This is a genomic window from Arthrobacter sp. 24S4-2, from assembly GCF_005280255.1.
Lineage (GTDB): Bacteria > Actinomycetota > Actinomycetes > Actinomycetales > Micrococcaceae > Arthrobacter.
In genome coordinates, this window is the sequence record NZ_CP040018.1 from 313,617 (window position 1) to 338,634 (window position 25,018).

Annotated in this window: 23 protein-coding genes and 1 pseudogene; 13 read left to right on the forward strand and 11 right to left on the reverse strand. The window is 66.0% G+C overall.

Annotated elements, in window-relative coordinates; translation table 11 throughout:
* Positions 1-73 precede the first annotated feature (73 nt).
* From FCN77_RS01575 to FCN77_RS01610, 8 genes are all read left to right on the forward strand, one after another.
* Positions 74-1,963, forward strand: a complete 1,890-nt coding sequence (locus tag FCN77_RS01575) for a glycosyltransferase family 2 protein (protein WP_254679077.1) — start codon at positions 74-76, stop codon at positions 1,961-1,963.
* Entirely contained in the window at positions 1,960-2,289 is a 330-nt protein-coding gene (locus FCN77_RS01580; protein WP_137320832.1) for an STAS domain-containing protein, read from the forward strand. Before FCN77_RS01575 ends, FCN77_RS01580 begins: the two co-directional genes overlap by 4 nt.
* Positions 2,289-2,720, forward strand: coding sequence for an ATP-binding protein (locus FCN77_RS01585; protein WP_137320833.1), 432 nt, complete (start codon positions 2,289-2,291; stop codon positions 2,718-2,720). The genes FCN77_RS01580 and FCN77_RS01585 overlap by 1 nt, the downstream gene beginning before the upstream one ends.
* Positions 2,721-2,907: 187 nt before the next feature.
* Positions 2,908-4,491, forward strand: coding sequence for a pyridoxal-dependent decarboxylase (locus FCN77_RS01590; RefSeq protein WP_302647484.1), 1,584 nt, complete (start codon positions 2,908-2,910; stop codon positions 4,489-4,491).
* Complete coding sequence (locus tag FCN77_RS01595; RefSeq protein WP_217496209.1) at positions 4,488-5,879, forward strand: lysine N(6)-hydroxylase/L-ornithine N(5)-oxygenase family protein; 1,392 nt, start codon at positions 4,488-4,490, stop codon at positions 5,877-5,879. The genes FCN77_RS01590 and FCN77_RS01595 overlap by 4 nt, the downstream gene beginning before the upstream one ends.
* Entirely contained in the window at positions 5,876-6,439 is a 564-nt protein-coding gene (locus tag FCN77_RS01600) for a GNAT family N-acetyltransferase (protein ID WP_137320834.1), read from the forward strand. The genes FCN77_RS01595 and FCN77_RS01600 overlap by 4 nt, the downstream gene beginning before the upstream one ends.
* The gene (locus tag FCN77_RS01605; protein ID WP_302646535.1) at positions 6,436-8,307 is read left to right on the forward strand and encodes an IucA/IucC family siderophore biosynthesis protein; all 1,872 of its coding nucleotides are present in this window, start codon (positions 6,436-6,438) and stop codon (positions 8,305-8,307) included. The genes FCN77_RS01600 and FCN77_RS01605 overlap by 4 nt, the downstream gene beginning before the upstream one ends.
* A 118-nt stretch (positions 8,308-8,425) precedes the next feature.
* A complete protein-coding gene (locus FCN77_RS01610) occupies positions 8,426-9,202 on the forward strand; it encodes an SDR family oxidoreductase (RefSeq protein ID WP_137320835.1) in 777 nt (258 codons plus the stop codon).
* 22 nt (positions 9,203-9,224) lie between these two features.
* On the opposite strand, the gene FCN77_RS01615 is transcribed toward FCN77_RS01610, so the two are convergent.
* Entirely contained in the window at positions 9,225-10,283 is a 1,059-nt protein-coding gene (locus FCN77_RS01615) for an FUSC family protein (RefSeq protein ID WP_137320836.1), read from the reverse strand.
* A gap of 131 nt (positions 10,284-10,414) precedes the next feature.
* Positions 10,415-11,992 (reverse strand): MFS transporter, encoded by a 1,578-nt coding sequence (locus tag FCN77_RS01620; RefSeq protein WP_137320837.1) that lies wholly within the window; start codon positions 11,990-11,992, stop codon positions 10,415-10,417.
* A gap of 578 nt (positions 11,993-12,570) precedes the next feature.
* On the opposite strand from FCN77_RS01620, the gene FCN77_RS01625 reads away from it, so the two are divergent.
* Positions 12,571-12,795 carry a hypothetical protein gene (locus tag FCN77_RS01625; RefSeq protein WP_137320838.1) on the forward strand — a complete coding sequence of 75 codons (225 nt, stop codon included), beginning with the start codon at positions 12,571-12,573 and terminating at the stop codon, positions 12,793-12,795.
* Positions 12,796-12,871: 76 nt separating this feature from the next.
* Entirely contained in the window at positions 12,872-13,123 is a 252-nt protein-coding gene (locus FCN77_RS01630) for a hypothetical protein (RefSeq protein WP_137320839.1), read from the forward strand.
* Positions 13,124-13,240: 117 nt separating this feature from the next.
* Here FCN77_RS01630 and ligD (FCN77_RS01635) read toward each other — a convergent pair whose 3' ends face one another.
* Positions 13,241-15,100, reverse strand: a complete 1,860-nt coding sequence (ligD, locus tag FCN77_RS01635) for a non-homologous end-joining DNA ligase (protein WP_368074352.1) — start codon at positions 15,098-15,100, stop codon at positions 13,241-13,243.
* Positions 14,989-15,729, reverse strand: a pseudogene (gene ligD, locus FCN77_RS27480) (non-homologous end-joining DNA ligase); the annotation flags it as partial. The pseudogene ligD (FCN77_RS27480) and the gene ligD (FCN77_RS01635), both read right to left, overlap by 112 nt.
* A 109-nt stretch (positions 15,730-15,838) precedes the next feature.
* Here ligD (FCN77_RS27480) and FCN77_RS01640 point away from each other — a divergent pair.
* Positions 15,839-16,870 carry a Ku protein gene (locus FCN77_RS01640; RefSeq protein WP_137320840.1) on the forward strand — a complete coding sequence of 344 codons (1,032 nt, stop codon included), beginning with the start codon at positions 15,839-15,841 and terminating at the stop codon, positions 16,868-16,870.
* Between the two features lie 29 nt (positions 16,871-16,899).
* On the opposite strand, the gene FCN77_RS01645 is transcribed toward FCN77_RS01640, so the two are convergent.
* The 7 genes from FCN77_RS01645 to FCN77_RS01675 form a co-directional block, all read right to left on the reverse strand.
* The gene (locus tag FCN77_RS01645; RefSeq protein WP_137320841.1) at positions 16,900-17,166 is read right to left on the reverse strand and encodes a Rho termination factor N-terminal domain-containing protein; all 267 of its coding nucleotides are present in this window, start codon (positions 17,164-17,166) and stop codon (positions 16,900-16,902) included.
* Positions 17,167-17,168: 2 nt separating this feature from the next.
* Positions 17,169-17,741 carry an SRPBCC family protein gene (locus FCN77_RS01650; protein ID WP_137320842.1) on the reverse strand — a complete coding sequence of 191 codons (573 nt, stop codon included), beginning with the start codon at positions 17,739-17,741 and terminating at the stop codon, positions 17,169-17,171.
* A 280-nt stretch (positions 17,742-18,021) separates the two neighbouring features.
* Positions 18,022-18,300: an HPr family phosphocarrier protein gene (locus FCN77_RS01655; protein WP_137320843.1), complete on the reverse strand. Its 279-nt coding sequence runs from the start codon at positions 18,298-18,300 to the stop codon at positions 18,022-18,024.
* Positions 18,301-18,356: 56 nt separating this feature from the next.
* A complete protein-coding gene (locus FCN77_RS01660; RefSeq protein WP_137320844.1) occupies positions 18,357-20,420 on the reverse strand; it encodes a fructose-specific PTS transporter subunit EIIC in 2,064 nt (687 codons plus the stop codon).
* Between the two features lie 2 nt (positions 20,421-20,422).
* Positions 20,423-21,421 carry a 1-phosphofructokinase family hexose kinase gene (locus FCN77_RS01665; protein ID WP_137320845.1) on the reverse strand — a complete coding sequence of 333 codons (999 nt, stop codon included), beginning with the start codon at positions 21,419-21,421 and terminating at the stop codon, positions 20,423-20,425.
* Entirely contained in the window at positions 21,418-22,224 is an 807-nt protein-coding gene (locus FCN77_RS01670) for a DeoR/GlpR family DNA-binding transcription regulator (RefSeq protein ID WP_137320846.1), read from the reverse strand. The genes FCN77_RS01665 and FCN77_RS01670 overlap by 4 nt, the downstream gene beginning before the upstream one ends.
* A 262-nt stretch (positions 22,225-22,486) precedes the next feature.
* Entirely contained in the window at positions 22,487-22,744 is a 258-nt protein-coding gene (locus tag FCN77_RS01675; RefSeq protein WP_137320847.1) for a DUF6458 family protein, read from the reverse strand.
* 333 nt (positions 22,745-23,077) lie between these two features.
* Here FCN77_RS01675 and FCN77_RS01680 point away from each other — a divergent pair, with 333 nt between their 5' ends.
* Both FCN77_RS01680 and FCN77_RS01685 read left to right on the forward strand, forming a co-directional pair.
* Entirely contained in the window at positions 23,078-24,298 is a 1,221-nt protein-coding gene (locus tag FCN77_RS01680; RefSeq protein WP_137320848.1) for a beta-ketoacyl synthase, read from the forward strand.
* Between the two features lie 46 nt (positions 24,299-24,344).
* The gene (locus FCN77_RS01685; RefSeq protein ID WP_137320849.1) at positions 24,345-24,962 is read left to right on the forward strand and encodes an alpha/beta hydrolase; all 618 of its coding nucleotides are present in this window, start codon (positions 24,345-24,347) and stop codon (positions 24,960-24,962) included.
* Positions 24,963-25,018 lie beyond the last annotated feature (56 nt).

The following is a 25,018-nucleotide window of genomic DNA, read 5'->3' on the forward strand; positions in this document are numbered from 1 at the left end:
GCGGCAGCTGGCAATTCGGCTGATTGTCCTCGCGACCGCGGTCCTCGGGCTCAACTACATCATCTGGCGCTGGATGGTGTCGATCAACTGGGAAGCCTGGTGGATCGCGCTTCCGCTGGTCCTTGCCGAAACGTACTCCCTCCTGGATTCGCTGCTCTTCGGCGCCACCATGTGGCGCTACCGGCAACGGGCCACGCCACCCGCCCCGCCGGAGGGGCTGACCGTGGACGTCTTCATCACCACCTACAACGAGCCGCTGGACCTCGTCCTGGGAACAGCACGGGCCGCCCGGAAAATTGAGTATCCGCACAGGACCTGGATCCTGGACGACGGCAACCGCTCCGAACTGCGCGAAATCGCGGAAGCCGAAGGCATCGGCTGGATCACCCGGTCCGAGGACTGGGTCAACCGCCCCCGGCACGCCAAGGCGGGCAACCTCAACAACGCGTTGCTCGCCACTGACGGCGAGTTCATGCTGATCCTGGATGCTGACCAGGTGCCGGACCCCAGGATCCTTGACCACACGCTGGGCTATTTCAACGACCGCAAGATGGCGCTGGTCCAAACACCCCAGGTGTTTGTCAATGTCCCGCCCCACGATCCGCTGGGCAGCCAGGCGCCTTTGTTCTACGGCCCCATCCAGCAGGGCAAGGACGGCTGGAACGCAGCCTTCTTCTGCGGATCCAACGCCATCATCCGCCGGGAAGCCCTGATGCAGCTCGGCGTCATGCGCTACGTCTCGGAAACCGAGCTGGCGTTGAACAAGGCCCTCAAGACGGCGGACAAAGTGGTGGCCAAGGCGAGGCGACAGCTTGGACCCGGGCAGGAACGGCTGGCCGCAGCCTTGTCCACGGTGGCCACGGACCTGCATCAGGTCCGACGGGAACTGAGCGAGGGCCAAAGCATCGCCGACGTCACCTACCGGTTCCAGGAGCGCGTGGACGCGGTGGCCAGGAACCTGGTGGCGCAGGACTTCGCGGCGCTGCACGCCGAGCTGAACTCCATCGAGGGTCTCTCCCGGACCATTGACATGGACGGTTCCCTCGCCGTCGTCGACGACGTCGCGCTGGACCGGCTGTCCCAGCGGGACTGGTCCCCGCTGGGAGCGGTGGAAACCGTCCGCGTCCTGATCGATTCCGTCAACGCCGAGAAGGCCGGCGAGGCCCAGGCCGTCATGCCGCTGGCCACGATCTCCGTCACGGAGGACATGGCCACCTGCATGCGGCTGCATTCCCTCGGATGGGAGTCGGCGTACCACCATGAAAAGCTGGCAGACGGGCTGGCCCCCGAGGATCTCGATTCGATGCTGACGCAGCGGCTCCGGTGGGCCCAGGGCACCATGCAGGTCATGTTCCGGGAGAATCCGGTGCTGCAAAAAGGGCTGAGCCTCGCCCAGCGGCTGATGTACCTGGCAACCATGTGGAGCTACCTTGCCGGCTTCGCCGCCGTAGCGTACATCGCGGCCCCCGTCATCTACCTCACCCTGGGAATCCTGCCCGTGCAGTCGCTGAGCAACGAGTTCTTCCTCCGGCTCATCCCCTTCCTGCTGGTGAACCAGATCCTGTTCCTGGTGGTGGGCAGGGGCGTAAGAACGTGGCGCGGACAGCAGTACTCGCTGGCACTTTTCCCCACCTGGATCAAGTCCGTCACGTCCGCCTTCGGGAACGTGTTCCTGGGACGGGAACTGGATTTCCGGGTCACACCCAAGACCCTGCAGGCACGTAAGCGGCTGCCGTGGCACCTGGTGAGGCCGCAGCTGATCGCCATGGCCGTCCTGGTCCTCGCCGCCCTCGTTGGCGTGGTCCGCCTGCTGCTCGGCCAGGGGGACGTCCTGGGCAGCTCCGTCAATTTCGTGTGGATCGTGTTTGACCTGCTGATCTTCAGCGTGGTCATCCAGGCCGTACGCTACCCCGGCTACGATGCCTGGCTGGACAGCAACAAAAAGAAAGAGGAAAACCCGTGATCGAATTCAACAATGAAACCCTGGCTAATGGAGTGGGCGTGATCCGACCCGTCGGACGGCTCAACATGGTCTCGGCGCCGCGCCTGGGTGCCAACATCGATGCGCTCATCAGCGACGGCACCGTCCGGCTGGTGGTTGACCTGGCCGGTACCGACTTCATTGATTCGTCCGGCCTGGGCGCGCTGATCACCGGGCTGAAGAAGACGCGGCAAGCGGGCGGGGACCTTCGGCTTGCCAACCCCACCGCGCAGATCACTGCGGTCCTGGAAATGACCAACCTCAATAAGGTGCTGCAGCCGGTCTCCTCCGTGGACGGGGCCTATTGATGAGCAGCGAGTTCAGCCTGCGCGCCGCCGCGGTGCCCGAGAGCCTGGAGCTCATCCATGACCTGCTTGAGAAGGTGTGGGAGGGCGAACCGGGGATTGACCAGATGGACCGCATCCGGTTCGAAACGGCCCTGATTGAGGTGGCCTCCAACATCATCGAACACTCTCAGCCGGCAGGGAGCGACCCGGTGCGCCTGGTCCTGGCCGTGGAGTGCGAACCCGAGCGGCTCTTTGCCGAATTCACGGACAACGCCAGGCCGGCAGGCATTGACCTCTCGGTGTCCGCGCTTCCGGACGACATGTCCGGAAGCGGGCGCGGACTGGCCCTTGCCAAGGTGGCCCTGGACCAGTTTTCCTACGCCAAAGACGAGTCCGGAAACCGCTGGACGCTGCTTTGCCGCCGTAGGTCTGCTGCCCCGGCGCCGCAGTAGGCCGCATATTATGCCTTGCCGCAGCCGCGGCGACAGTCAATGACGCTCCATTGAGTCTCAAACCCCCGGAGTTCCGCCTATTTCATAATTAGCTCACAAAAGTTTGACTAAAAGGTTTACCTAAGTAAGGCTTGCCTTGCTACGTTAGTGCGCCGCCAAACGCCTACCAAAGGAAAACCCTGTGACGCTGTTGCCCCGTGTGGATGATGAGACCCTGGACCTGCCTGCCCCGCCTGCCGGGCATGATTTCGGCTCCCGGGTGGAGCTCGCCCTCGCCGCCACCAACCACCTTTTCAACTCCCGCAATGCACCCCGCTACGTGGCGCAGGTGCTCCAGGGCGTCAATGCGGTCGCCACCAAGCTGGAGCGGACCACCAAGCCGTTCACCGGCGCCGGACCCGAGCAACTCAAGGCGCGCGTCAGCGCCGTCGACCTGGACCGCCCGCTGCCGGACACTGCCGCGGCGCTGGCGGAACTCGAAGAGGTCTACCTGCAGGACGCCGTCTACTTCCATGACGCGAAGTACGCCGCCCACCTGAACTGCCCCGTGGTCATTCCGGCGCTGGTGGGGGAGAGCATCCTCTCGGCCGTGAATTCGTCCATGGACACCTGGGACCAAAGCGCGGGCGCCACCATGATCGAACGCCGGCTCATCGACTGGACGGCCGAGCGGCTGTGCCTTGGCGGCGCCGCAGACGGCGTCTTCACCTCGGGCGGCAGCCAGTCCAACCTCCAGGCGCTGCTGATTGCACGCAACCACGCTGTCGCAGGGCTGCGGAAGCTCCCCGGCAATGAATCCCGCCGGCTGCCCGGCCTGCTGGACAAGCTGCGCATTTTCGCGTCCGAGGACAGCCACTTCAGCATCCGCAAGTCCGCGTCCATGCTGGGCCTGGGGTGCGACGCCGTCGTGCCGGTCGCGTACGGGCCGGACCACCGCATGGACTCCGCCGCGCTTGCCGCCGCACTCGCGGAGACCGCCAGTTCCGGGCTGGTTCCGATGGCGGTTGTTGGCACGGCGGGCACAACCGACTTTGGTGCCGTGGATCCGCTCGCCGAGCTCGCCGCCCTCGCCAAGGCATACGGCGCCTGGTTCCACGTGGACGCCGCCTACGGCGGCGGGCTCATGGTTTCAGGCCGCTACGGGCACCGCCTGGACGGAATCCGGCTGGCCGATTCGGTCACGGTGGACTACCACAAGACCTTCTTCCAACCCGTCAGCTCCAGTGCCCTGCTGGTACGGGACCGGGCCATGCTGCGCCACGTTACCTACTACGCGGACTACCTGAACCCGGAGAGCGCCGCCCTGGCGGACATCCCCAACCAGGTGGACAAGAGCATCCAGACCACCCGCCGCTTTGACGCCCTGAAGCTCTGGCTCACGCTCCGGATCATGGGCGCGGATGCAGTGGGTGCCCTGCTGGACGAGGCGATCGACCTCGCTGCCCGCACCGGGGAGGCACTGGCCGCCGACCCCGACTTCGAGCTCGCCGCCGAACCCCAGCTCAGCACGCTGGTGTTCCGCTACCGCCCAGTCCTGGCTGACGGGACGCGCCTGGATGAGCACGCTGCGGACACCCTCAACCCTGCCATCAGGGCCGCCGTCTTTGCCTCGGGGGAGGCGGTCGTGGCCGGAACCAAGGTGGCCGGCAGGCACTACCTGAAATTCACGCTGCTGAACGCGGAGGCCACCCCGGAGGACATCAACGTGATCATCGGCCTGCTCCGCCGAACCGGCGCAGCGCTGCTGACCGGGCAGGAGGCCGCCGCATGAGCGACGCCAACTCCGGCACCTCCGGGGCAGGCCACATTTACGACTTTGCCGGGATCGGCGTCGGGCCCTTCAACCTGGGGCTTGCGGCGCTCACCGAGCCTGTGGACGGGGTCGATGCGGTGTTCCTGGAGCGCCGCGACTCGTTCGACTGGCACCCCGGGATGATGCTGGAGCCCGCCCACCTGCAGGTCCCGTTCATGGCGGACCTCGTGACGCTCGCGGACCCCACCTCCCCGTATTCCTTCCTGAACTTCCTCAAACAGACCGGCCGGCTCTACCGCTTCTATATCCGGGAGAACTTCTATCCCCTGCGCGCCGAGTACAACCAGTACTGCCAGTGGGTGGCCGGCCAGCTCGATTCCGTGCACTTCGGCACGGACGTCCGGGACATCACGTACGACGGCGGCGTGTACACGCTTTCGGCGGACGGTCCCACGGGGCCGGAGGTGCTGCGCGCCAGGCGGCTGGTGCTTGGCACCGGAACGTCCCCCTATATTCCCGCGGCCTGTGACGGAATAGTCGAGGCGACAGCCAACGGCCGCGGACTGGTCCTCCACAACGCCGATTACTTGTCGAGGAAGAGTGAGCTGCAGAAGCAGCGGAGTATCACCATCGTGGGCAGCGGCCAGAGCGCGGCGGAAATCTACTACGAGCTCCTGCAGGAAATCGACGTCCACGGGTACCAGCTGAACTGGGTCACCCGCTCGGGCCGGTTCTTCCCGCTGGAGTACACCAAGCTCACGCTCGAGATGACGTCCCCGGAGTACGTGGACTATTTCCACGGCCTCCCGCAGGACCAGCGCGACGGCCTCATCAAGAGCCAGAAGAACCTGTACAAGGGCATCAACTCCGAGCTCATCGACGCCATCTACGACCTCCTGTACATCAAGAGCCTCTCCGGGATCGTGGACACCCGGCTGTTGACGCATTCGGCGCTCACCGGTGCCTCCTGGGACCCGGCAGCCGGGTCCCACACCCTGCAGCTGCGGCACGGGGAACAGGGCGCCGACTATTCGCTGGACACCGACGCGGTGGTGCTTGCCACTGGCTACGGCTACCGGGAGCCCGAGTTCCTGGCAGGCGTGCAGGACCGCATCGCAAGGGACGGCGCCGGAAGGTTCGCCGTCGAGCGCAACTACAGCACCGGCGTCGAACCCGGGGAGATCTTTGTCCAGAACGCCGAACTCCACACCCACGGCTTCGTCACGCCGGACCTGGGCATGGCCGCCTACCGCAACTCCTGCATCCTGCGCGAAATCGCAGGGCACGAGGTCTATCCCGTGGAGCGCAGCATCGCATTCCAGCAGTTCGGCGTGCGGGGGCAGCCGGAGCTTCCGGCCGGCGCCCGACAGGCCGCACAACCTGAATCCGCGGAGGTGCATGCATGAGTTTCACCTTCCGCTGCCTCAACCCCGAAGCCGACGCACAACTCCTCCACAGCTGGGTTACCCGGCCCTACGCCTCCTTCTGGGGGATGCAGTCCGCCACGGTGGAGGACGTTGTGGAGGAATACTCTAAAATCCAGGCCAGCGGGCATCACCGCTCGCTGCTGGGGCTCGACGGCGGCGTTCCCGCCTTCCTGATGGAGGAGTACTTTCCGTCGCTGTCGCCGCTCGCCGGCGTGTACGCCGTGCAGCCCGGAGACATCGGGATGCACCTCCTGGTTGCGCCGCCGGCCGGCCCGCCGCGCACCGGCTATACCGCGGCGGCGATGGAAACGGTCCTGGACAGGCTCTTCGCCAAGGACACGGTGGAGCGTGTGGTGGTTGAGCCCGACGCGCGGAACCACAAAATCCATGTCCTCAACGAACGGCTGGGATTCCAGGCCGCCGGAGAGGTGACCCTTCCGGACAAGCAGGCCCTCCTCAGCTTCTGTTCGCGGGAAGCATTCCATGCCGCACGCGCAGCCCTTCATTCATCCCCGATCCACCAGGGAGCATCACTGTGACCACCGTTGAACTTGAATCCGTCCTGACCGCACGCAATGCCGCGGCCCACCTCACGCCGGAACGCTGGGCGGCCGCCAACCGGCACCTTGTCCGCAAGGCCCTCGCCGAGTTCTCCCACGAGCGGATCCTCACCCCGGAACGCATCAGTGCCGGCGAGCCGGCCGGGGCCGGTGCCGAACGCGGCGCCGGGGCCAACGGGTACCGCGTGCTGAGCGATGACGCCTCGGTTGAATACCGGTTTTCGGCCAGGGTCCTGCACCTTGACCACTGGTCCGTCGATGCGGCCTCCATTTCATGCAGCCGCGACGGAGAGAACGCACCGCTGGATGCACTCCGGTTCATCACCGAATTCCACGACGCCCTGGGAGTCCGGCAGGAGATGCTCCCGGTCTATCTCGAGGAGATCAGCAGTACCCTCTCCGGCCATGCGTACAAGCAGTGGATGGGCCAGCCGTCGTCTGCTGAACTGGCAGCCGGCGTGACCCGCGGAGCGGACGTCGCCACGGACTTCCAGACCATTGAACGCAGCATGACCGAGGGCCATCCCTCTTTCGTGGCCAACAACGGCCGGCTGGGCTTCGGCATCAGCGACTACCGTGCCTTTGCTCCGGAAGCCGGTGCCGCAGTGCAGCTGGAATGGATCGCGGTGCACCGGAGTAAGGCAGTGTTCACCTCCAGCACGGGATTGGACTACGCCACCCACCTTGACGCCGAACTGGGGAAGGCGGCACTGGCCTGCTTCGACGCTGAACTCGGCGCGCTTGGCCTGGACCCGGCCCGGTACTTCCTGATGCCGGTGCACCCGTGGCAGTGGGAGAACAAGCTGACGGTGACTTTCGCGGCCGAAATTGGGCAGCAGCACATCGTCCACGTCGGCATCGGGGCGGACAGGTACCAGGCCCAGCAGTCCATCCGGACTTTCTTTAACACGGCTTCACCCGAAAAGTCCTATGTAAAAACGGCCATGTCCGTCCTGAACATGGGCTTTATGCGCGGGCTGTCGCCGCACTACATGAAGGCCACTCCGGCCATCAATGACTGGCTCCGGGAACTGATCGGGAGCGACGAGGCCCTGCAGGACCGCGGACTCGCGATGATCAGCGAAGTAGCCGCCATCGGGTACCACAACGGCTACTACGAGGCAGCATCCGCGAAAGGTTCGCCGTACCGGAAGATGCTGTCCGCCCTGTGGAGGGAAAGCCCCCTGCCGCTGCTCAAGGACGGACAGCAGCTGGCCACCATGGCCTCGCTCCTGCATATCGATGCTGCGGGCAAACCCATGGTGTCAGCGCTGATCGAACGGTCCGGGTTGGAAGCAGGGGAGTGGCTGCGGCGGTACTTCGAGGCGTACCTCGTCCCGCTGGTGCACTGCCTGTACCGCTACGAGCTGGCGTTCATGCCGCACGGCGAGAACGTGATCCTGGTCCTCGAAAACGGCGTGCCGGTCCGGGCGGTCATGAAGGACATCGCCGAGGAAATCGTGGTGATGGGGGACAGGCTTGACCTGCCCCAAGCCGTGTCCCGGATCAAGGTGGACATTCCCGATGGGGAGAAGGTCCTGGCAATCTTCACCGACGTGTTCGACTGCATCTTCCGGTTCCTGGGTGCCCTCCTGGAGGAAGACGGCGTGCTCGGCGGCGACGAATTCTGGCGCATCGCGGCTGCCGCCATCCACGGCTACCAGGCAGAGCACCCGGAACTCGCGGACCAGTTTGCCCGGCATGACCTGTTTGCCGCAGATTTCCAGTTCTCCTGCCTGAACAGGCTGCAGCTGCGCAACAACCAGCAGATGCTGGACCTTGCCGACCCCTCCGGCGGCCTGCAGATGGCCGGCCGGCTGGACAATCCGCTGGCGAAGTTCGCTTGAGGAGGGTTCCGTCGAGATGGCATGTGACGGCAGTCCTGGTCGCAGGGAGCGCCGTGATGTGCCATCTCGGCGCTGGATAGGGGAGGCGCCCGGCGCAAGGGGATACTAGGCTTGCGGCATGACCGAACAAGTTGCCGGATCCACTGCCCTGATCACCGGCGCCACGGCTGGCCTCGGCGCCGAGTTCGCCCGCCAGCTCGCAGAGCAGGGCCACCACCTTGTGCTTGTTGCGCGGGACAGGGAGCGGCTCCAGGCCGCCGCGCACGAGCTTGAGAACAACTACAGCATCACCGCGGAAGTGCTGTCCGCGGACCTGACGGACGACACCGGGGTGGCCTCCGTCGTCGAACGCCTGTCCGATGCGTCGCGGCCGGTGGAAATCCTGGTCAACAACGCCGGGATCGGCTTGCTGAAGAGTTTTGAGAAGAACAGCCTGGATGAGGAACGCGGGCACCTCCGGCTGCATGTCCAGACGCCCATGGAACTGTGCCACGCGGCCCTGCAGGGCATGCTGGCGCGCGGTTCGGGCAGGATCATCAACGTGGCCAGCGTCGCCGCGTTCGCCAACCGGGGGAGCTACTCGGCGGCCAAGGCCTGGCAGGTGAGCTTCACACGCTGGGCCAACCTCGCGTACGCCGGCAGCGGGGTGAAAGTGACGGCGGTATGCCCCGGCTTCACCCACACCGAGTTCCACGACCGCATGGGCATGGACAAAACGGCCGCCCCGCGCTGGCTATGGCTGAACGCCGACCGCGTGGTCCGGGAAGGGCTGGCTGACAATGAACGCGGCCGGGCCGTTTCCATCCCCACGAAGCGGTACAAAGTGGTTGCCGCCGTCTCCCGGATGCTGCCCGCCCGGTTCACGTCAGGGCCGCCGAAGAGGCCTGCGAAGTAGCCGCCTTCCGGAACTGCGTGCCTCAACCCGCCGTGCGCCGGCGGCGCCGGATCAGCACAATGACCAGGATGCCGATCACGGCACCCACCACGGTTTCCACGCCGCGTTCCGAGATGAGGACGTAGGGGTCGGCGGGGGCGGCGAGCTGCGTCATCAGCAGGATCACGGGCGTGAAGGACACCATGGCCAGGCCGTAGTGCCGGGTCATGAAAAGTTCGGAGGTGAACTGGAAGACGACCACCAGCAGCGCCAGCACGGCGGCTTCCGCCCCGGGGAAGAACCGCAAGGGGGCCCAGGGGACCGGAAGCAGTACGACGGCGACCAGCACCAGGCCAAGGAACGTCCCCATGATGCGGTGAAGTCCGCGGTGCACACTGCTTGGCAGGTCGGCGCCGGCGAGGGGAACCGCGGCGGCAGCCATGGCCCAGTGCGGGTGGCCGCTGCCGCTCAGAACGCCGATTGCGCCTGCGGTCCAGACCGCCAGGACATACCGTGCCGCGTGGATCATGGCCGCGTGCCTCCGTGGTCCGCGCAAGGGCAGCGAGGCCCTCCCCGCCCCCCGTTGCCACTCACGGCCGCGGACCCAGCCGCCGAACCCGATAACCATTGAAAACGCCGCGGCGGCCGCGGCAATGAGCAGCGCGGCGAACCAGGGAACCGTTGTGGGTACCGAAGCGCAGGCGCCCAGGGCCAGGATGCCGAAGAACGGGCCGTTGGGTTTGAGATGCACCCTGTCCGAGAAGACCGAACCGACGCCTGCCAGCAGGGCTTCCACACCCACCAGCCACCACGAATGCAGGTGGTTAACGGAGAGGAAGACGCCCACACCCACGCCGCTGAGCAGGACCAGTGCGGCCTGTGCCTGGTGCGTGAGGCGGAGCTGGTGGGGCTCGGTCCGCCCGTACATTCCGGTCAGTGCGCCGAACACGGCGTAAATGATCAGCTCCGGGCGCCCAAGAACGAGGAGCGTCAGGGAGGGAACGGCCACGCTCACGGCCACGCGCAGGGCCGACAAGTGATCGTTGTTGGCAGGGCCCAAGCTGTGCAGGGCGCGGAGATGCCCCATGATGGCGTGGGCCATGCGTACCTCCACTCTTCCGTGCATTCTGTCTTCAAAAAGTCTGCCAGACGCGCGAGAGGCCTGCTTTGCATGCCGTCACAAAGGGCATCGTGCAAAGCAGGCCTCGCCGGGCGGGGAACAGGACTACAAGGTCAGACCTTGGCCGGAACCTTCTCGGGTTCCTGAACCTGATCCTCGAACGGCATCTCATCCAGGTTGATCAGGGGGTTCTCGTCCTGGGTGGCCACGAGCTCGTGGGCCTCAGCCTTGGTATCCACGCTGGGCATGGACCCCGGCAGCGGACGGTTGGCCGATTCCTTCAGGAAGTAGATCGCGACGGCGCCGATGGCCGATGTGGCCATCAGGTAGTAGGCGGGCATCATGTCATTGCCCGTCGCCGTGATCAGTGCGGCCACAATGAACGGCGTGGTTCCGCCGAAGATTGCCACGGCGAAGTTGTACGCGATGCCCATGGCACCGTAGCGGCTGGCCGTCGGGAACTGGGCCGGCAGCGCCGAGGCCAGGTTCGCGACGTAGAACGTCACCGGGAAGGCAATCAGGGAAAGGCCGGCCAACGTGGACCAGATTTCGCCGATGCCGATCAGGAGGAACGCAGGGGTGGCCAGGACGACCGTGCTGATGGCGCCGATCCACAGTACGGGACGGCGGCCGATCCGGTCGGAGAGCTTGCCGGTCAGCGGGATGCAGAGGCTCATGATCACCAGTACGGGGATGGTCAGCAACGTGCCGTGCAGCTCGTCGTAGCCCTTGGACTCGGTGAGGTACGTCGGCATGTAGGACGTCAGGGCGTAGCCGGCGGTGTTCGCGGCTGCAACCAGGATCATGGCGACGATAAGCGAACGCCAGTAAGCCTTCACAATGCCAACCGGGCCCTTGGACGCGGTGGCATCTGAGGCGGTGGCGTCCTTGGCGAGGCTCTCCTGGGCATCCAAGGTTGCCTGGAACTGCGGGGATTCCTCAATCTTGCTCCGGAAGTAAACCGCGATCAGGCCCAGCGGGCCGGCAAGGAGGAACGGGACGCGCCAGCCCCACTGCTCCATGGTGTCCTGGCCCAGGGTCAGCTGCAGCACAGAGACGAGGGCGGCGCCGAGGGCGAAGCCGAGGTAGCTGCCCATGTCCAGGAAGCTGGCGAAGAAGCCGCGGCGCTTGTCCGGGGCGTATTCGCTCACAAAGGTGGTGGCGCCGGCGTACTCGCCGCCGGTGGAGAAACCTTGCACCAGCTTGAGCAGCACCAGCAGGGCCGCGGCCCACATTCCGATCTGCGCGTAGCCGGGCAGCAGGCCGACGGCGAATGTACTCGCGGCCATCAGCATCAGCGTGGCGGCGAGGACCTTCTGGCGTCCGATCTTGTCGCCGAGCCAGCCGAAGATGACTCCGCCAAGCGGGCGGGCGATAAAGGTGGCGGCGAAGGTTCCCAGTAAGAACAGGGTCTGAACGGACTTGTCCGCCTCAGGGAGGAACACCGGTCCCATGGTGGTGATGAGGTAGCCGAACACGCCGACGTCGTACCACTCCATGGTGTTACCCACGATGGTTCCGCCGAGTGCTTTCTTAAGCATCGGCTTGTTGACGACGTTGATGTCGGAGACTTTGAGCCTGCGGCGAGGCAACAGCCTCGGCTTCTTGGCGCTTTGGGGCGCAATACTATCGGTCCCGCGGGCGTTAATTACGCCTGCTGAAGAGTCGGTCATGCTTCGGTCTTTGGGCATTTGGGCTGCTCCTGTGGAGGTCATTTGCTTGCGACTTGTAGCTGCCCCGCTCCGGGCAGGCTTTCAATTTTACGCGATTTCCATGGAGTTTCCGAGTTCAGTGGCGTATGATCCCTCGATTCAGGCCCGTATTCGGCTTCAAAGCCGAAATTGTTTTGCGCCGTTTCACCGCTCCAGCACTGGAAATCCGGCGACGCCGGGCATCGTTACCAAACCTTTTCGGCTGGCAGGCCGAAAAAACGCCCAAATGCCCTGATTCCGGCCCCTAAGCGGCCGCCGCCGGCAGCCCTTCTGAAGTCCGTGATTCCACGCAAAACCAGGGTTCCCAACGGGCCGGATCACTGTCTAAGGTTGAGCCATGGGAACACTGATCCTCGGGTAAAGCCTGCGGCCGGCTGTCAGCGCCGGCAGTTGCTGGCCGCCCGCCCGCCGTATTCACCCGCAATGCACGCAAGTTGAGGCGTACCGCCGCGTTGATTCCCGTACGACCCCCGTCGTCGTGACTTCTCCACCGCGACCTTCCAGCGCGTCCACAACACATCACCGCCAGCCGATTACGCACCACAAGGAGAGCATCCGTGACTGACAAAGACAACACCCAGGGCACAGAACCCAAACCGGACCCCCAGGTAGAAGGGTCGGAGTCCAGCCAAGGCATCAAGTCCCGGCTAACGGACGCGCAGCGGGAAATGCTGGCCAGCAAGTCCCGTGGCAGCTCGGGTTCGCAGAGCGTTTCCCACGGCCAGAAACCTACGCACGCCAGCGGAAAACAGGGGCCCGCCCAAAAAAAGGTCCGCTGGTAGTTCCTGCAGACAAGCAGTTCCTGCAGTCCTACTATTGGTGGACACTTCATTTCAATGCGGAAAGGAAGAGCAAAAAATGGCTGAGAAGAATCCTGAGGGACACCTCGAGCCGGAACTCGCCAGTCACCTGGCGGAGTCCATGGACGAGGTGCCTGCGCCTGAGCTGACGGCCCCCGCCGGCCCGGCAAACGGCGGCCAGCAGTGGCCGGACGGAAGCGGAAAGCACAAGCACCCGAAGGACCGCGCTACCCTGCATGGCCGCGATCACGAGACTGCAGTGGGAGCTATCCACCGGACCAGCCGGCCGCAGCTTCCGCACCACGACTAAGGGCCCACGGGCCGGACATGCTTCCGGCGCCTCAAACCCGCCAATGCCCTGGTGCCCACCTCCATCAGGTGGGCGCCGGGGCATTTCCGCGCCCCGGCCTTGTCGCACCGGGCAGTGTCAGCCGGACTCTGCCACGACCTCGTCCGCGTTCTTGTCCAGGCGCCAGCCCCTCCAGACGGGGTGCCTCAGCTTCCCGCCGCCGGTCCAATCGCCGAAGGTCACCTCCCCCACCAGACGCGGGGTCACCCAATGGGCATCGGATGCATCGGTCTGGGGGACTTCGGTGAAGGGCGAGCTCTTCCTGGCCAGGGAATCCAGCCGCAGGCGCAGCTCAGTCAGCTCACGGTCGCTGAAGCCGCTGCCCACCCGGCCCACATACCGGAGTTTTGCGCCGTCCGGAATGCCCACCAGCAACGAGCCCACAGAGCCCTGCCGTGCCCCCTTGCCGGGCCGCCAGCCGCCCACCACCACTTCCTGGGTCCGCTCGAACTTTAGCTTCAGCCACGACCTGCTGCGCTCCCCGCTGACGTAACGGCCGTCAACGCGCTTGGCCATGATTCCCTCCAGCCCCAGTTCCCTGGCGCTCGCCAGGATGTGCTCCACCTCGTGGTGGAGCACTTCGGACAGGTGCACAGGGCAGCTGCCCGGCCACTCCAACTGCTCCAGGCGCGCCCTGCGTTTCCGGAGCGGCATCCAGCGGAGGTCCTCGCCATCGTCGGACAGCAGGTCGAACACCATGAGCCGGACCGGTGTGGCTGCCCGCGCCCTGGCGACGTCCGCCGCCTTCGTCAGCTTCATCCGGGTCTGCAGCAGCCCGAAATCGGGCCGTCCGGAGGGCCCGACGGCGATGATCTCGCCGTCGGCGGTGAAGCTCCGTTCCGGCCAGCAACGCCGCTCCGTGAGTTCCGGGTAGCTTGCGGACATGTCGTTGCCGTTCCGGCTGATGAGGCGGATCCTGGTTTCGTCGCCGACGATCAGGGCGCGGATGCCGTCCCATTTCAGTTCGAACTGCCAGTCCATGCCGCGGAGGTCGGCTGTGGTGCCGGCGCCGGCCATCATCGGGGCGAAATCCGGGGCCGCGGGCAGGGAAGAAGCGGCGGCACGCCGGGGCGGCCGCTCCGGTTCGAGTGGAAGTTCGCGGGGCTGTTCGTTGGGCCGCTCCGGCTGTGCTGCCGGAGTCCCGTGCCCCTTGCGGTCCATCAGGTGAATGAGCCACTGGGCCTGTTCCGCCGCCTGGGACGTGTCGCTGTCCCGTCCGGTCCGGATCAGCGCGAACCTCTTGGGTCCCCCAAGACCCCCTCCTTCAGCCCCCGTGAGGGTGGCGATGACTTCTTTGCCGGCAATCCATTTATCGCATTCGTAGTAGCCGTGGTCCCAGATGGTGACCGATCCGGCGCCGTACTGGCCTTTGGGAATGGTGCCCTCGAAGTCGAGGTAATCCATGGGATGGTCCTCCGTCTGGACAGCCAGATGGTTCTGGGTTCCCGTGATCGGAACGCCTTTCGGAAGCGCCCAGGACACCAGCACGCCGTCGCGCTCCAGCCGGAAGTCGAAGTGCAGCCGGCTGGCGTGGTGCTCCTGGATGACGAACCGTTCCCTGATGGTGCCGGCGTTTGGGTCCGCCCGGAACCGGTCCGCGCTGAACGGCTCCGGGGTCCCTTCGGGATCACGCTTGGAGCGGTACTTCTCCAGCCTCGGATCTCCGCTGCCGTCGCCTGCCGTTCCGCCGGCGCCCCTGGCCTGCCAGCTGACCCGGCGGCGTCGGCGTGGCCCTGCACGTGGCCGCCGCCGGCGGAGACAGCCGCGAACGGGTCCTTGCCGTCCTTCACCCGTCGCATGACCTCCCGGTAGTCCAGCTGCTTCAGGGTGGGGGAGGCCAGCTCGCGCCAGGTCCGCGGGGCCGCCACGGTGGGCCGCAGCCGGCCCCGGAGTGAGTAGGGCACGATGGTGGTCTTGGCGGCGTTGTTCTGGCTCCAGTCCACCAGGACTTTTCCCGTGCGCAGGCTCTTTTTCATATCGCTGACGGCAAGGTCCGGATGGTCTGCTTCCAGGGCGCGGGCAAGTTCATGGGCGAAGTCGGAGATGCGGTCCGAGCTCTGCGTGCCGTCGAGGCCGGCATAGAGGTGGATGCCCTTGCTGCCGCTGGTCACCGGAACAGGATCCAGGCCCACGTCCTTGAGGATGGTGCGGGCGAGCTGGGCCACCTCCACGCACTCAGCCAGTCCAGCGCCCTCGCCGGGGTCCAGGTCCAGCACCAGCCGGTCGGGGAACATGGGATTTCCGTGCGGATCGACGCGCCACTGCGGGACGTGGATTTCCAGCGACCCCATTTGGGCCAGCCACGTAAGTGTTGCCGCGTCATTGACCAGCGGGTACTGGTTGCTGCGCTCCTTATGGCGGATGGAAGCACGCGGAATCCAGCCGGGAGTGGACTCTTCCAGGTTCTTCTGGAAGAACATCTGTCCCGGTGCCTCGGCCGTGCCCACTCCGTTGACCCAGCGCTTCCGTGTGGCGGGCCGGTTGGCCGCGGCAGGGATCAGCACCGGAGCCACGGCGGCGTAGTACGCCAGGACGTCCGCCTTGGTGGTGCCCGTCTCCGGGTACATCACCTTGTCCAGGTTGGTGACGACCAGTTCGCGGCCCTGGACCCGGACACGCTCCCTACTGCCGGCCAAAGGTCTTCACCTCCGGGCAAGTCTGATGTTCACTTGATCCATGAGAGCCATCTGGAAAGGCGCTATCGCATTTGGGCTGGTCAACGTGCCGGTCAAGGTCTACAGCGCCACAGAGGACCACGACATCGGGCTGCACCAGGTCCACAACGCCGACGGCGGCCGCATCCGGTACCAGCGCCGCTGCGAAGTGTGCAGCGAGATCGTGGACTACGCGGACATCGACAAGGCCTACGAAGAGGACGGCCGCACGGTGATCCTCACCCGCGACGAGCTTAAGTCCATCCCGGCGGAGAGCAGCCACGAGATCGAAGTGGTGCAGTTTGTGCCGTCCGAGCAGCTGGATCCCATCATGTTCGAGCGCAGCTATTACCTGGAACCGGACTCGAAGTCGCCCAAGGCGTACGTCCTCCTCCGCCGGGCGCTGGAAGACACCGATCGGGTGGCAGTGGTCCAGTTCGCCTTGCGCGAGAAGACGCGGCTGGGTGCCCTGCGGATCCGCGACGACGTGCTGGTGCTGCAGTCCCTCCTGTGGGCGGACGAGGTGCGTGAAGCGGCGTTTCCCGCATTGGAGACGTCCGTCCGCATCTCTGCGCAGGAGCGGGAGATGTCCGCGGCCCTGGTTGACTCCATGGCCGGCGACTTTGAACCCGGCCAGTTCACGGACGACTACCAGGTGCAGCTCCGCAAACTCATCGACGCCAAGATCGAGCAGGGCGAGTCCCTGGACACGGAACAGACCTTCGGCGCCGAGGCCGCCGAAGCCGGCGGCGGCGAAGTGATCGACCTGATGGAGGCGCTCAAACGGAGCCTGGAAAGGAAGAGGGGAGGTGGCGGCGCCGAAACGTCCAAGGCCGACGCATCCCCGGAAGACGGCGAGGCTTCTCCCACGAAGACGACCCGCGCGAAGGCAACCGCGGCCACCAAGGCAGCCTCCACTAATACAACGGCAGCCAAGGCACCTGCCAAGGCTCCCGCCTCCAAGGCTGCAGCCAGCAAGGCTCCTGCTTCCAAGACCCCAGCGAAGGAACCGGCGGCCAAAGAGCCGGCCAAGAGCCGGCGGAAGGGCGCCTGACGCTGGACGGTGGCGCATGACTGCCGCCGTCAGGAGTTTCGGAGAGCTGAAATGAGCTCGCTCTTCTTCTTGGCGGAGTACCCGGCGAGTCCGATTTCCTTGGCCTTCGCCTTGAGCTCGGGCACTGTCCAGTCTTCATAGTCGCCCGCCTTGCCGCCCTTACGGCCCACTGCTGATCGGCCTCTCTTGGCGGCGGCGTTGGAAATACGGGCAGCCTTCTGCTTGGAGGCGCCGTCTTCCCGAAGTTCCCCGTACAGCTCCGGGTCCTTGATGCTGGGGTTCTTTTTCTCAGCCATGATCAGCTCGGTTTCGAGGGATCGGAGTCGTCCAGGACCGGGTCCACGCCGGCAGGGCGCTGCGGAGAGGGCACCGGGGCGTGTGCTGCGAAGCCGGCCTCTTCATCGGTGCTTTCCACCTCGCCGCGGTCCACGGCCGAGCGCCAGGCGCCCGTTTCAATGCCGCGGTTTTCGATGAACTCCTTGAACCTCTTCAACTCGGCGCTGATCTGGTGGCTGTCCGCGCCGATGGCCGAACCCGCCTTCTCCACGAGGCCTTCCGGCTCCCATTCAAGTGCCACCGTGACCCGCGTCTGTTCCAGCCCAATGGGCTCGAAAGAGACCGTACCGGCGTTGCGCGGCTTGTCCGTGCTGACCCAGGCGATGCGGCGGTCAGGCAGCTGGTCGGTGATCTGGGCGTTGTATTCGCGCCGCACTCCGGCGATGTCGGTCCGGAAATGCAGGGACGTCTCGTCGATCTGCTCCACGGACTCAACGCCCCTCATGAACGTGGGGAATGATTCGAACTGGGTCCATTGGTTGTAGGCCGTGGACACGGGAACGTCCACCTCTATGGTTTCCTGCAAAGTCGCCACTGTCTCATCCTCTTTCAGCCCGGTAACGTGCCCCCGAATGCGGGTCTGCGGAGCGGCGTGTCGCCGCGCTACTCACGCTAACCGGGCCCGAAGGCAAAAACAAGGAATCTACTAAGGCTGCTTAGCTGCGCGCGGGGTGGAAGCCGGCCGTCCCGGAGCCTGCAGGAGAAGCGGTTAAAAGCAGCAGCCGGACCCCTGCGCCAGGCGCCCCCAAGAGGGACTTACCGTTGCGCAGCGGACCGGCCGCGTGACGCTGACCTAAGCGGCCGGCGTCGTGCCTTTACTCGGCGTCGTGATCGGTTTCCAGGATCTGGACCAGCTGGTCCAGGGCGGTGTCGGCGCCGTCGCCCTCGGCACGCAGGACCACAACATCGCCGTGCGCCGCGCCCAGGCTCATGAGGGACAGGATGCTGGCAGCATCCATGGCCTCGTCGGCCGGCTCGCCCTGGCGGGCGATGGTGATCTCGTGCGGGTATTCGCCGGCGGCCTCGGCAAAGATGGCGGCCGGGCGGGCGTGCAGCCCGACGCGGCTGGCGATGGTGGCGGTGCGTTCGAACATTTGTGCTCCTTGGACTTCAGGTCAGGACAGGGGGTTTGGAAAGATACCGAACCGGGTCAGACAGTTACTGGAACCGGCTCCACGGTATCAACGGACTGGCGGACGGCCCAGCGCTTGAGGGCGATCACTGCCAGGGCGGTGACCACGGTGCCAACCATGATGGAGACAACGAACATCACGAAGTTGTCGATGGCGAAGAAGACGAAGAAGCCGCCGTGCGGGGCTTTCGAACCTACGCCGGCCGCCATGGAAATGGCACCGGTCACCGCACCGCCGAGCATGCTGGCGGGGATGACGCGCAGCGGATCGGCAGCAGCGAACGGGATGGCACCTTCGGAGATGAAGGACGCGCCCAGCAGCCAGGCCGCCTTGCCGTTTTCACGCTCGGCCAGGCTGAAGCGCTTCTTGTCGAGGACCGTGGATGCGAGTGCCATGGCCAGCGGCGGAACCATGCCCGAGGCCATGACGGCTGCCATGATCTGCCACGGTGCCTGGTTGTCCAGCGTTGCGGCACCGAGTCCAGCGACGGCGAAGGAGTAGGCAACCTTGTTGACGGGTCCGCCGAGGTCGAAGCACATCATGAGGCCCAGGATGACGCCCAGGGCGATGGCGCTGGCACCGGTGAGACCGGAGAGCCAGGCGTTCAGGCCGGTAGTGATGGCAACGATCGGGGCACCAAGGATAAGGAACATCAGGCCGGACGCGACGAGCGAGGCCAGCAGCGGGATGATCACCACAGGCATCAGGCCGCGCAGCCAACGGGGCACGCTGATCTGGCCGATGACGTGCGCGATGTAGCCGGCGAGCAGGCCGCCGACGATGCCGCCCAGGAAGCCTGCGCCCATGAACCCTGCTACGGCACCGGCCACGAAGCCCGGCGCGATGCCCGGCCGGTCAGCGATCGCGTAGGCGATGTAGCCGGCCAGGGCCGGGACCAGGAAGCCAAGTGACAGGGCGCCGATCTTAAAGAGCACGGCACCGAGGTAGGCGCCGAGCGGGCCCCAGGCGTTGTCCGGGAACTGGGTCGGCAGGTTGAAGAGGCTGTTGTCCACCACGATGGCGTCCGCGTACTTCGTGATCAGGTAGCCGCCCATGAGGAAGCCCAGCGCGATCAGCAGACCGCCGCCGGCCACGAACGGGATCATGTAGCTGACACCCGTGAGGAGGGCCTTTTTCAGCTTCTGGCCGATATGCTCGCCCTTTTCGGTGGCTTCGTTCTCGGCCTGCTCCTCGGCCCCGAAGTGCGGGACGCGGCGGGCGTTCGGGTTGTCAGCGGCCGCGAGTGCTTCCTGGACCATCTTGTCCGGCTCGTCGATGCCGCGCTTGACGGGTGCGTTGATGACGGGCTTGCCGGCGAAGCGTTCCTTGCCGCGGACGTCAACGTCCACTGCGAAGATCACGGCGTCGGCGGCTGCGATCACGGCAGGGTCCAGCGGCTTGGCGCCGGAGGAACCCTGGGTTTCCACCTGCAGGTCCACGCCGACTTCCTTGGCCGCGGCCACCAGCGAATCAGCTGCCATGTAGGTGTGGGCGATGCCCGTGGGGCAGGCCGTCACGGCGACGAGCCGCTTGGGGCCCTTGCCGGCGGCACTGGCGGCGCCGCCGGTGGCGGCACCGGCCGATGGTGCCACCGGGGCGGCGAAAGCGGGTTCCGCGGCGGCGGCCGGCTTGTCGGCCAGGGCGCCGTCCACCAGCTCGACGATGTCCGCTTGCGTAGTGGCGGCGCGCAGGGCTGCCGTGAAGTCCTTCTTGATCAGCGAGCGGGCCAGCTTGGACAGGAGCTTCAGGTGCTCCTGGTCCGCGCCTTCGGGGGCCGCGATGAAGAAGATCAGGTCCGCCGGGCCGTCCTTGGCGCCGAAGTCCACAGGGTGCGAGAGCCGCGCCATGGCCAGTGTGGGCTGCGTAACCGCCGCGGAGCGGCAGTGCGGAATGGCGATGCCGCCGGGAACGCCCGTGGCTGTCTTCTGCTCGCGGGCAAAGGCGTCGGTGAAGAGGCCTTCCACCTCGGTGGCGCGGCCGTTGGCGGCAACCCTGCCGGCCAGATGGCGGATCACGTCCTCGGGCGTATTGCCCAGGTTCTGGTCGAGCTCGACCAGTTCAGTAGTAATGAGCTGAGTCACTGTCAGTCCTTCCGGAGGGCCGTGATGGTTACGGCGTCGGGGGTGGTTTGGTGGACCGCCGGAACTGTGGAGCCCGGCAGGGAAGCGGCGGCGGCACCGTGTGCCACAGCCTGACGGAGGCAGTCGGCCGGGGCGGCGCCCTGGCTGGAGGCGAGCAGGTAGCCGGCGAGGGATGAATCGCCCGCGCCGACCGTGCTGACCGCCTTGACCGGCGGATGCGTGGCCAGCCACGCGCCGTCGGACGTCACAAGTACCGCACCTTTGGAACCGAGCGTTGCCAGCACGGCACCTACACCGGAACGTACGACGGCGGCGGCGGCTGCCGCGGCAGCCTCCGGATCCGCTTCCAGTTCGTCAGCGGTGGACGCCGTGGCGAAACCGGCTGCGGCAGCCAGCTCCGCCAGTTCTTCGGCGTTGGGTTTGAGGAGGTCCGGCATACCCGACGCATCGCCCGAGAGGGCTGCGGCGAGGGGCGCGCCGGAGGAGTCGACGGCAATGCGCGGGGCAGCATGTCCTGTGCCGTTGCCGTCATTTGTGGAGCGAAGCCGCCGGGTGACGGTGGCGTAGAAATCGGCCGGAACTCCGGGTGGGAGCGAGCCGGCCAGGACAACCCAGCTGGCGCCGCGGGAACGTTCCAGCAGCAGCCCGATCAGGGCTTCCTGCTGGTCTTCGCTCAGCACCGGGCCGGGTTCGTTGATCTTGGTGGTGACGCCATCCGGCTCCGTCAATGCCACGTTGGTACGCAGCGGCTCGTGGATGGGGAGGGCGGCGAAGGGGACGCCGCTGTCACGAAGCCCCGCGAGTACGGGATCGGAGTCGCCGCCCGGAAGGACCGCCAGTGTTTCCAGTCCGGAAGCCACCAGGGCGCGGGAGACGTTGACGCCCTTGCCGCCCGATTCCTGGCGGACGGAGACGGCCCGCTGCACTTCCCCGCGCAGCAGGGGCGAGGGGAGGCTCACTGTACGGTCAAGGCTGGGGTTCGCGGTCAGGGTGACAATCATGCGATCACCACGTCAACGCCGGCGTCAGCAAGCGCCGCTGCGAGTTCCGGGCTGGGTTCACTGTCTGTAATCAAGGTGTCCAGATCTTTCAACGAGGCGAACTGGACCAGCGTTTCCGCATCCAGCTTGGACGAATCGGCCAGCACCACAATGCGGCGTGCCGACTGGACGAAGGCAGCCTTGACGGCGGCTTCTTCAGGATCGGGCGTGCTCAGCCCGAAGGCCGAATGGACTCCGTTGGCGCCGATGAAGGCGATGTCCGGACGGATCCGGTGGGCTGCGTCCACGGTGGACTGCCCCACGGCAGCCTGGGTGAGGCCGCGGACCCTGCCGCCCAGGAGATGGAGGGCAATTCCCGGCTCGCCGGCGAGCTTCGCGGCGATGGGGATCGCATGGGTGATGACCACCAGTTCGTTGTCGGCGCCTACTGCCGATGTGCCGGGCTCGGCGAGGCGCAGGGCGATCAGGTCCGCCAGGGCCTCCGTGGTTGAGCCGGCATCCACCAGGATGCTGCCGGCCGGGCTCTGCGGGATGAACGCCAGTGCGGCCTCGGCGATCCGCAGCTTTTCCGGCTGGCGCTGGATGGTCCGTTCGAGGATGCTTTCTTCGGTGGTGCTGATCCGGTCCGGAGCGACGGCGCCGCCGTGGACCCGGCGCACGGTTCCGGCGGCTTCCAGTGCGGCAAGGTCGCGGCGGACGGTTTCAGTGGTGATGCTGAAGCGCTCGGCAAGGGCAGTGACGCTGGCGCGGCCGCTTTCGGCGACAAGACCTGCAATCAGCTGTTGGCGCTCCTCGGCGAACACTTACCCTCCATTGCGTAAAAAACTGCAGAACCTCTGGATTGAGCTCGGTGACTGGGTTTCCGTGACTGCCATCACACGATGTTGAATTGTTTGACTTTATCTTTGTTCTTGTTGGTTTGTCAATGAAAACAACACGAACGCAGATGGACCCCTGTCGGGAAAGCCGGAAGCCGGGCCGGACCATGGTGGTCTGGCCCGGCTTCCGGGAAGTTCAGCTGCGGTTCATCCCTGTCCGTGGACAGTCGCGGCCGGAAGGGCATGGCTAGATGCCGCCGTCCCGGCTCTCGTTGCGGACAATGCGTTCGCCGGTATTCGGATCCACCACTGACCGGGTCTCGCTCACCCGGCGTGTGCGTCCCGGCGATGCCAGGACCAGCGAGGTGATCAGGCCGATGACGCCGACGGCCATCAGGATGTAGCCGATGAGCGTCTGGTCCACGTAAGGGATGAGGCCGGGGGTGATGGCCCACGCCAAAATGGCGCCGATGGCGATAAGGAAAATGGAGGAACCGATTCTCATGACGTGCTCCTAGCTGTCCGGGGGGCTTGCGGGCAAACTTGATAAGTATGCTTTCCAGCGACAGGCTACAGGCCACCGCCTGCCCTTTCAATGAACCGGCCAGCGCGCGCCGGGACTGTATCCCACACGTTATTTCCGTGCCGCGACCGCCCATCCCTCGCGGCGCCACGGACGAACCACTCCTGAGCTGCCGGTTCTGCCGGATGCCTGCAGCTAAGTCACACCGGCAGCAGAGGGCGCGCCCCGCGTACTGTGGAATGCGCACGCATTCTCCGGCCACCCGGAGCCGGCCCCGGCCGCAGCGTCAACGGATCCACAGGAGCAGTGTTCTCAATGCCTGAAGCTTTTCCCACGGTTGTCGTCACCGGCCTTGGAGCGGTGACTCCTGTCGGCGCAACCGCCAGTGAAACATGGGACGCCCTCCTGGCCGGACGCACCGGAATCGTGCCCCTCGACGACGCCTGGGCAACAGGGCTGCCCGTGCGGATGGCGGGCCGCGTTACCGCCGATGTGCACTCGCAGCTGTCCACTCCGGAGTACAAAAGGATGGACCGCTGCGGCCAACTGGCCCTCATCGCAGCACGCGAGGCCTGGGCGCACGCCGGACGGCCGGAGACGGACCCGGAAAGGTTGGCCGTGGTGATCGGCTCCGGCTACGGAGGCCTGGACACCACCCTGGAGCAGACCCGGGCCCTGGACGCGAAAGGCCCCCGCAGGGTCTCTCCGCACACACTCACCCGGATCATGACCAACGGCCCGGCGGCCTGGGTCTCCATTGACGTCGGGGCCCGCGGCGGGGCCCGGACTCCGGTCAGCGCCTGCGCCTCCGGGGCTGAAGCGATCTCCCAGGCCGCGGACATGATCAGGAGCGGCGCCGCAGACGTGGTGATCGCCGGAGGCGTGGACTCCTGCATCAACGGGCTCACCATCAGTGGATTCGCGCAGATCAGGGCCCTGTCCACCCGGAACGACAGCCCGCAGTCCGCCTCCCGCCCCTTCGACCGGGACCGGGACGGCTTTGTGATGGCCGAAGGCGCGGGGATCGTGGTCCTGGAACGCGAAGACCATGCCCGGGCCCGCGGCGCCGAGGTCCTCGGGGTGGTGGCGGGCAGCGCGGTCACGTCCGATGCCGTGGACATTGTGGCGGCCGACCCCGCCATGCAGCGCCGTGTGCTGCAGAAGGCCATCGCCGCAGCCGGCCTCACAGGTGACGACATCGGTTTCGTCCACGCCCACGCGACGTCCACACCGGTGGGGGACCGGCTCGAAGCGGAAGCCATCGGCGCCGTCGTCGGACATTCCGTTCCGGTCACGTCCACCAAATCCCTCACCGGGCACCTGCTGGGCGGGGCCGGCGCGCTCGGCGCCATCGTCACCATCCAGGCGCTGCGCACCGGGACGATCCCCGGGACGACCAACCTCGAAAACCAGGACCCGGACATCCACCTCAACATCATCGCGGAAACGACCGGTGGCCTGACGGCGAAGGCCGGCATCGCGAACGCCTTCGGATTCGGCGGCCACAGCACCTCGCTGGTGATCACCGCGGGCTGAGGCCCGCCGTGAAAGTTAGCCCGCCGCGGAAAGTTAGGCTGTTGCGATGGAGACAGTCGTATGGTCCAGGCCGGAGCACCAGCGCGCCGGAACGCCGCTGCTGGTGATGATGCACGGCTACGGCACTGATGAGGTCCGCATGTCGGACCTCTTCGGCCAGTTGCCGCCTGAATTCACCTGCGCGGCCCTTCGCGCGCCCAAAGTGATCGGCGACGACTACGGCTGGTTCCTGCTGGACTACTTCCTGACCCACGACTTCGCGGACGTGATTTCCGTCAGCAACTCGGTGTTCAACTGGATCAACTCGGTCAAGGGCCGGCACAGCAGCGTGAGCCTGCTGGGCTTCTCGCAGGGTATGGCCATGGCCAGCACGTTGCTGCGGCTGCGGCCGCACGACTTCCGCGCAGTCGTCGGGCTGTCCGGGTTCGTCCTGGACAACGAACTGCTGGCGATGAGCGAGTCGTTCGACACGAAACCGCCGTTTTTCTGGGGGCGGGACAAGGCGGACCTGGTCATCAATGAGGACGCCGTCGATCACACCGGGGAATGGCTGAACCGGAACACACTGCTCACCGCACGGACGTATCCCGGCATGGGCCACACGATTTCCAAAGCGGAGATGGTGGACGTTGGCGCTTTCCTTCGCCACTACGTTCTGCGCTGAGGCGTAAGAATTTCAGGTTCCGGAGAAAAACAGTTGCGCGCTAAATTTGTAAGCGC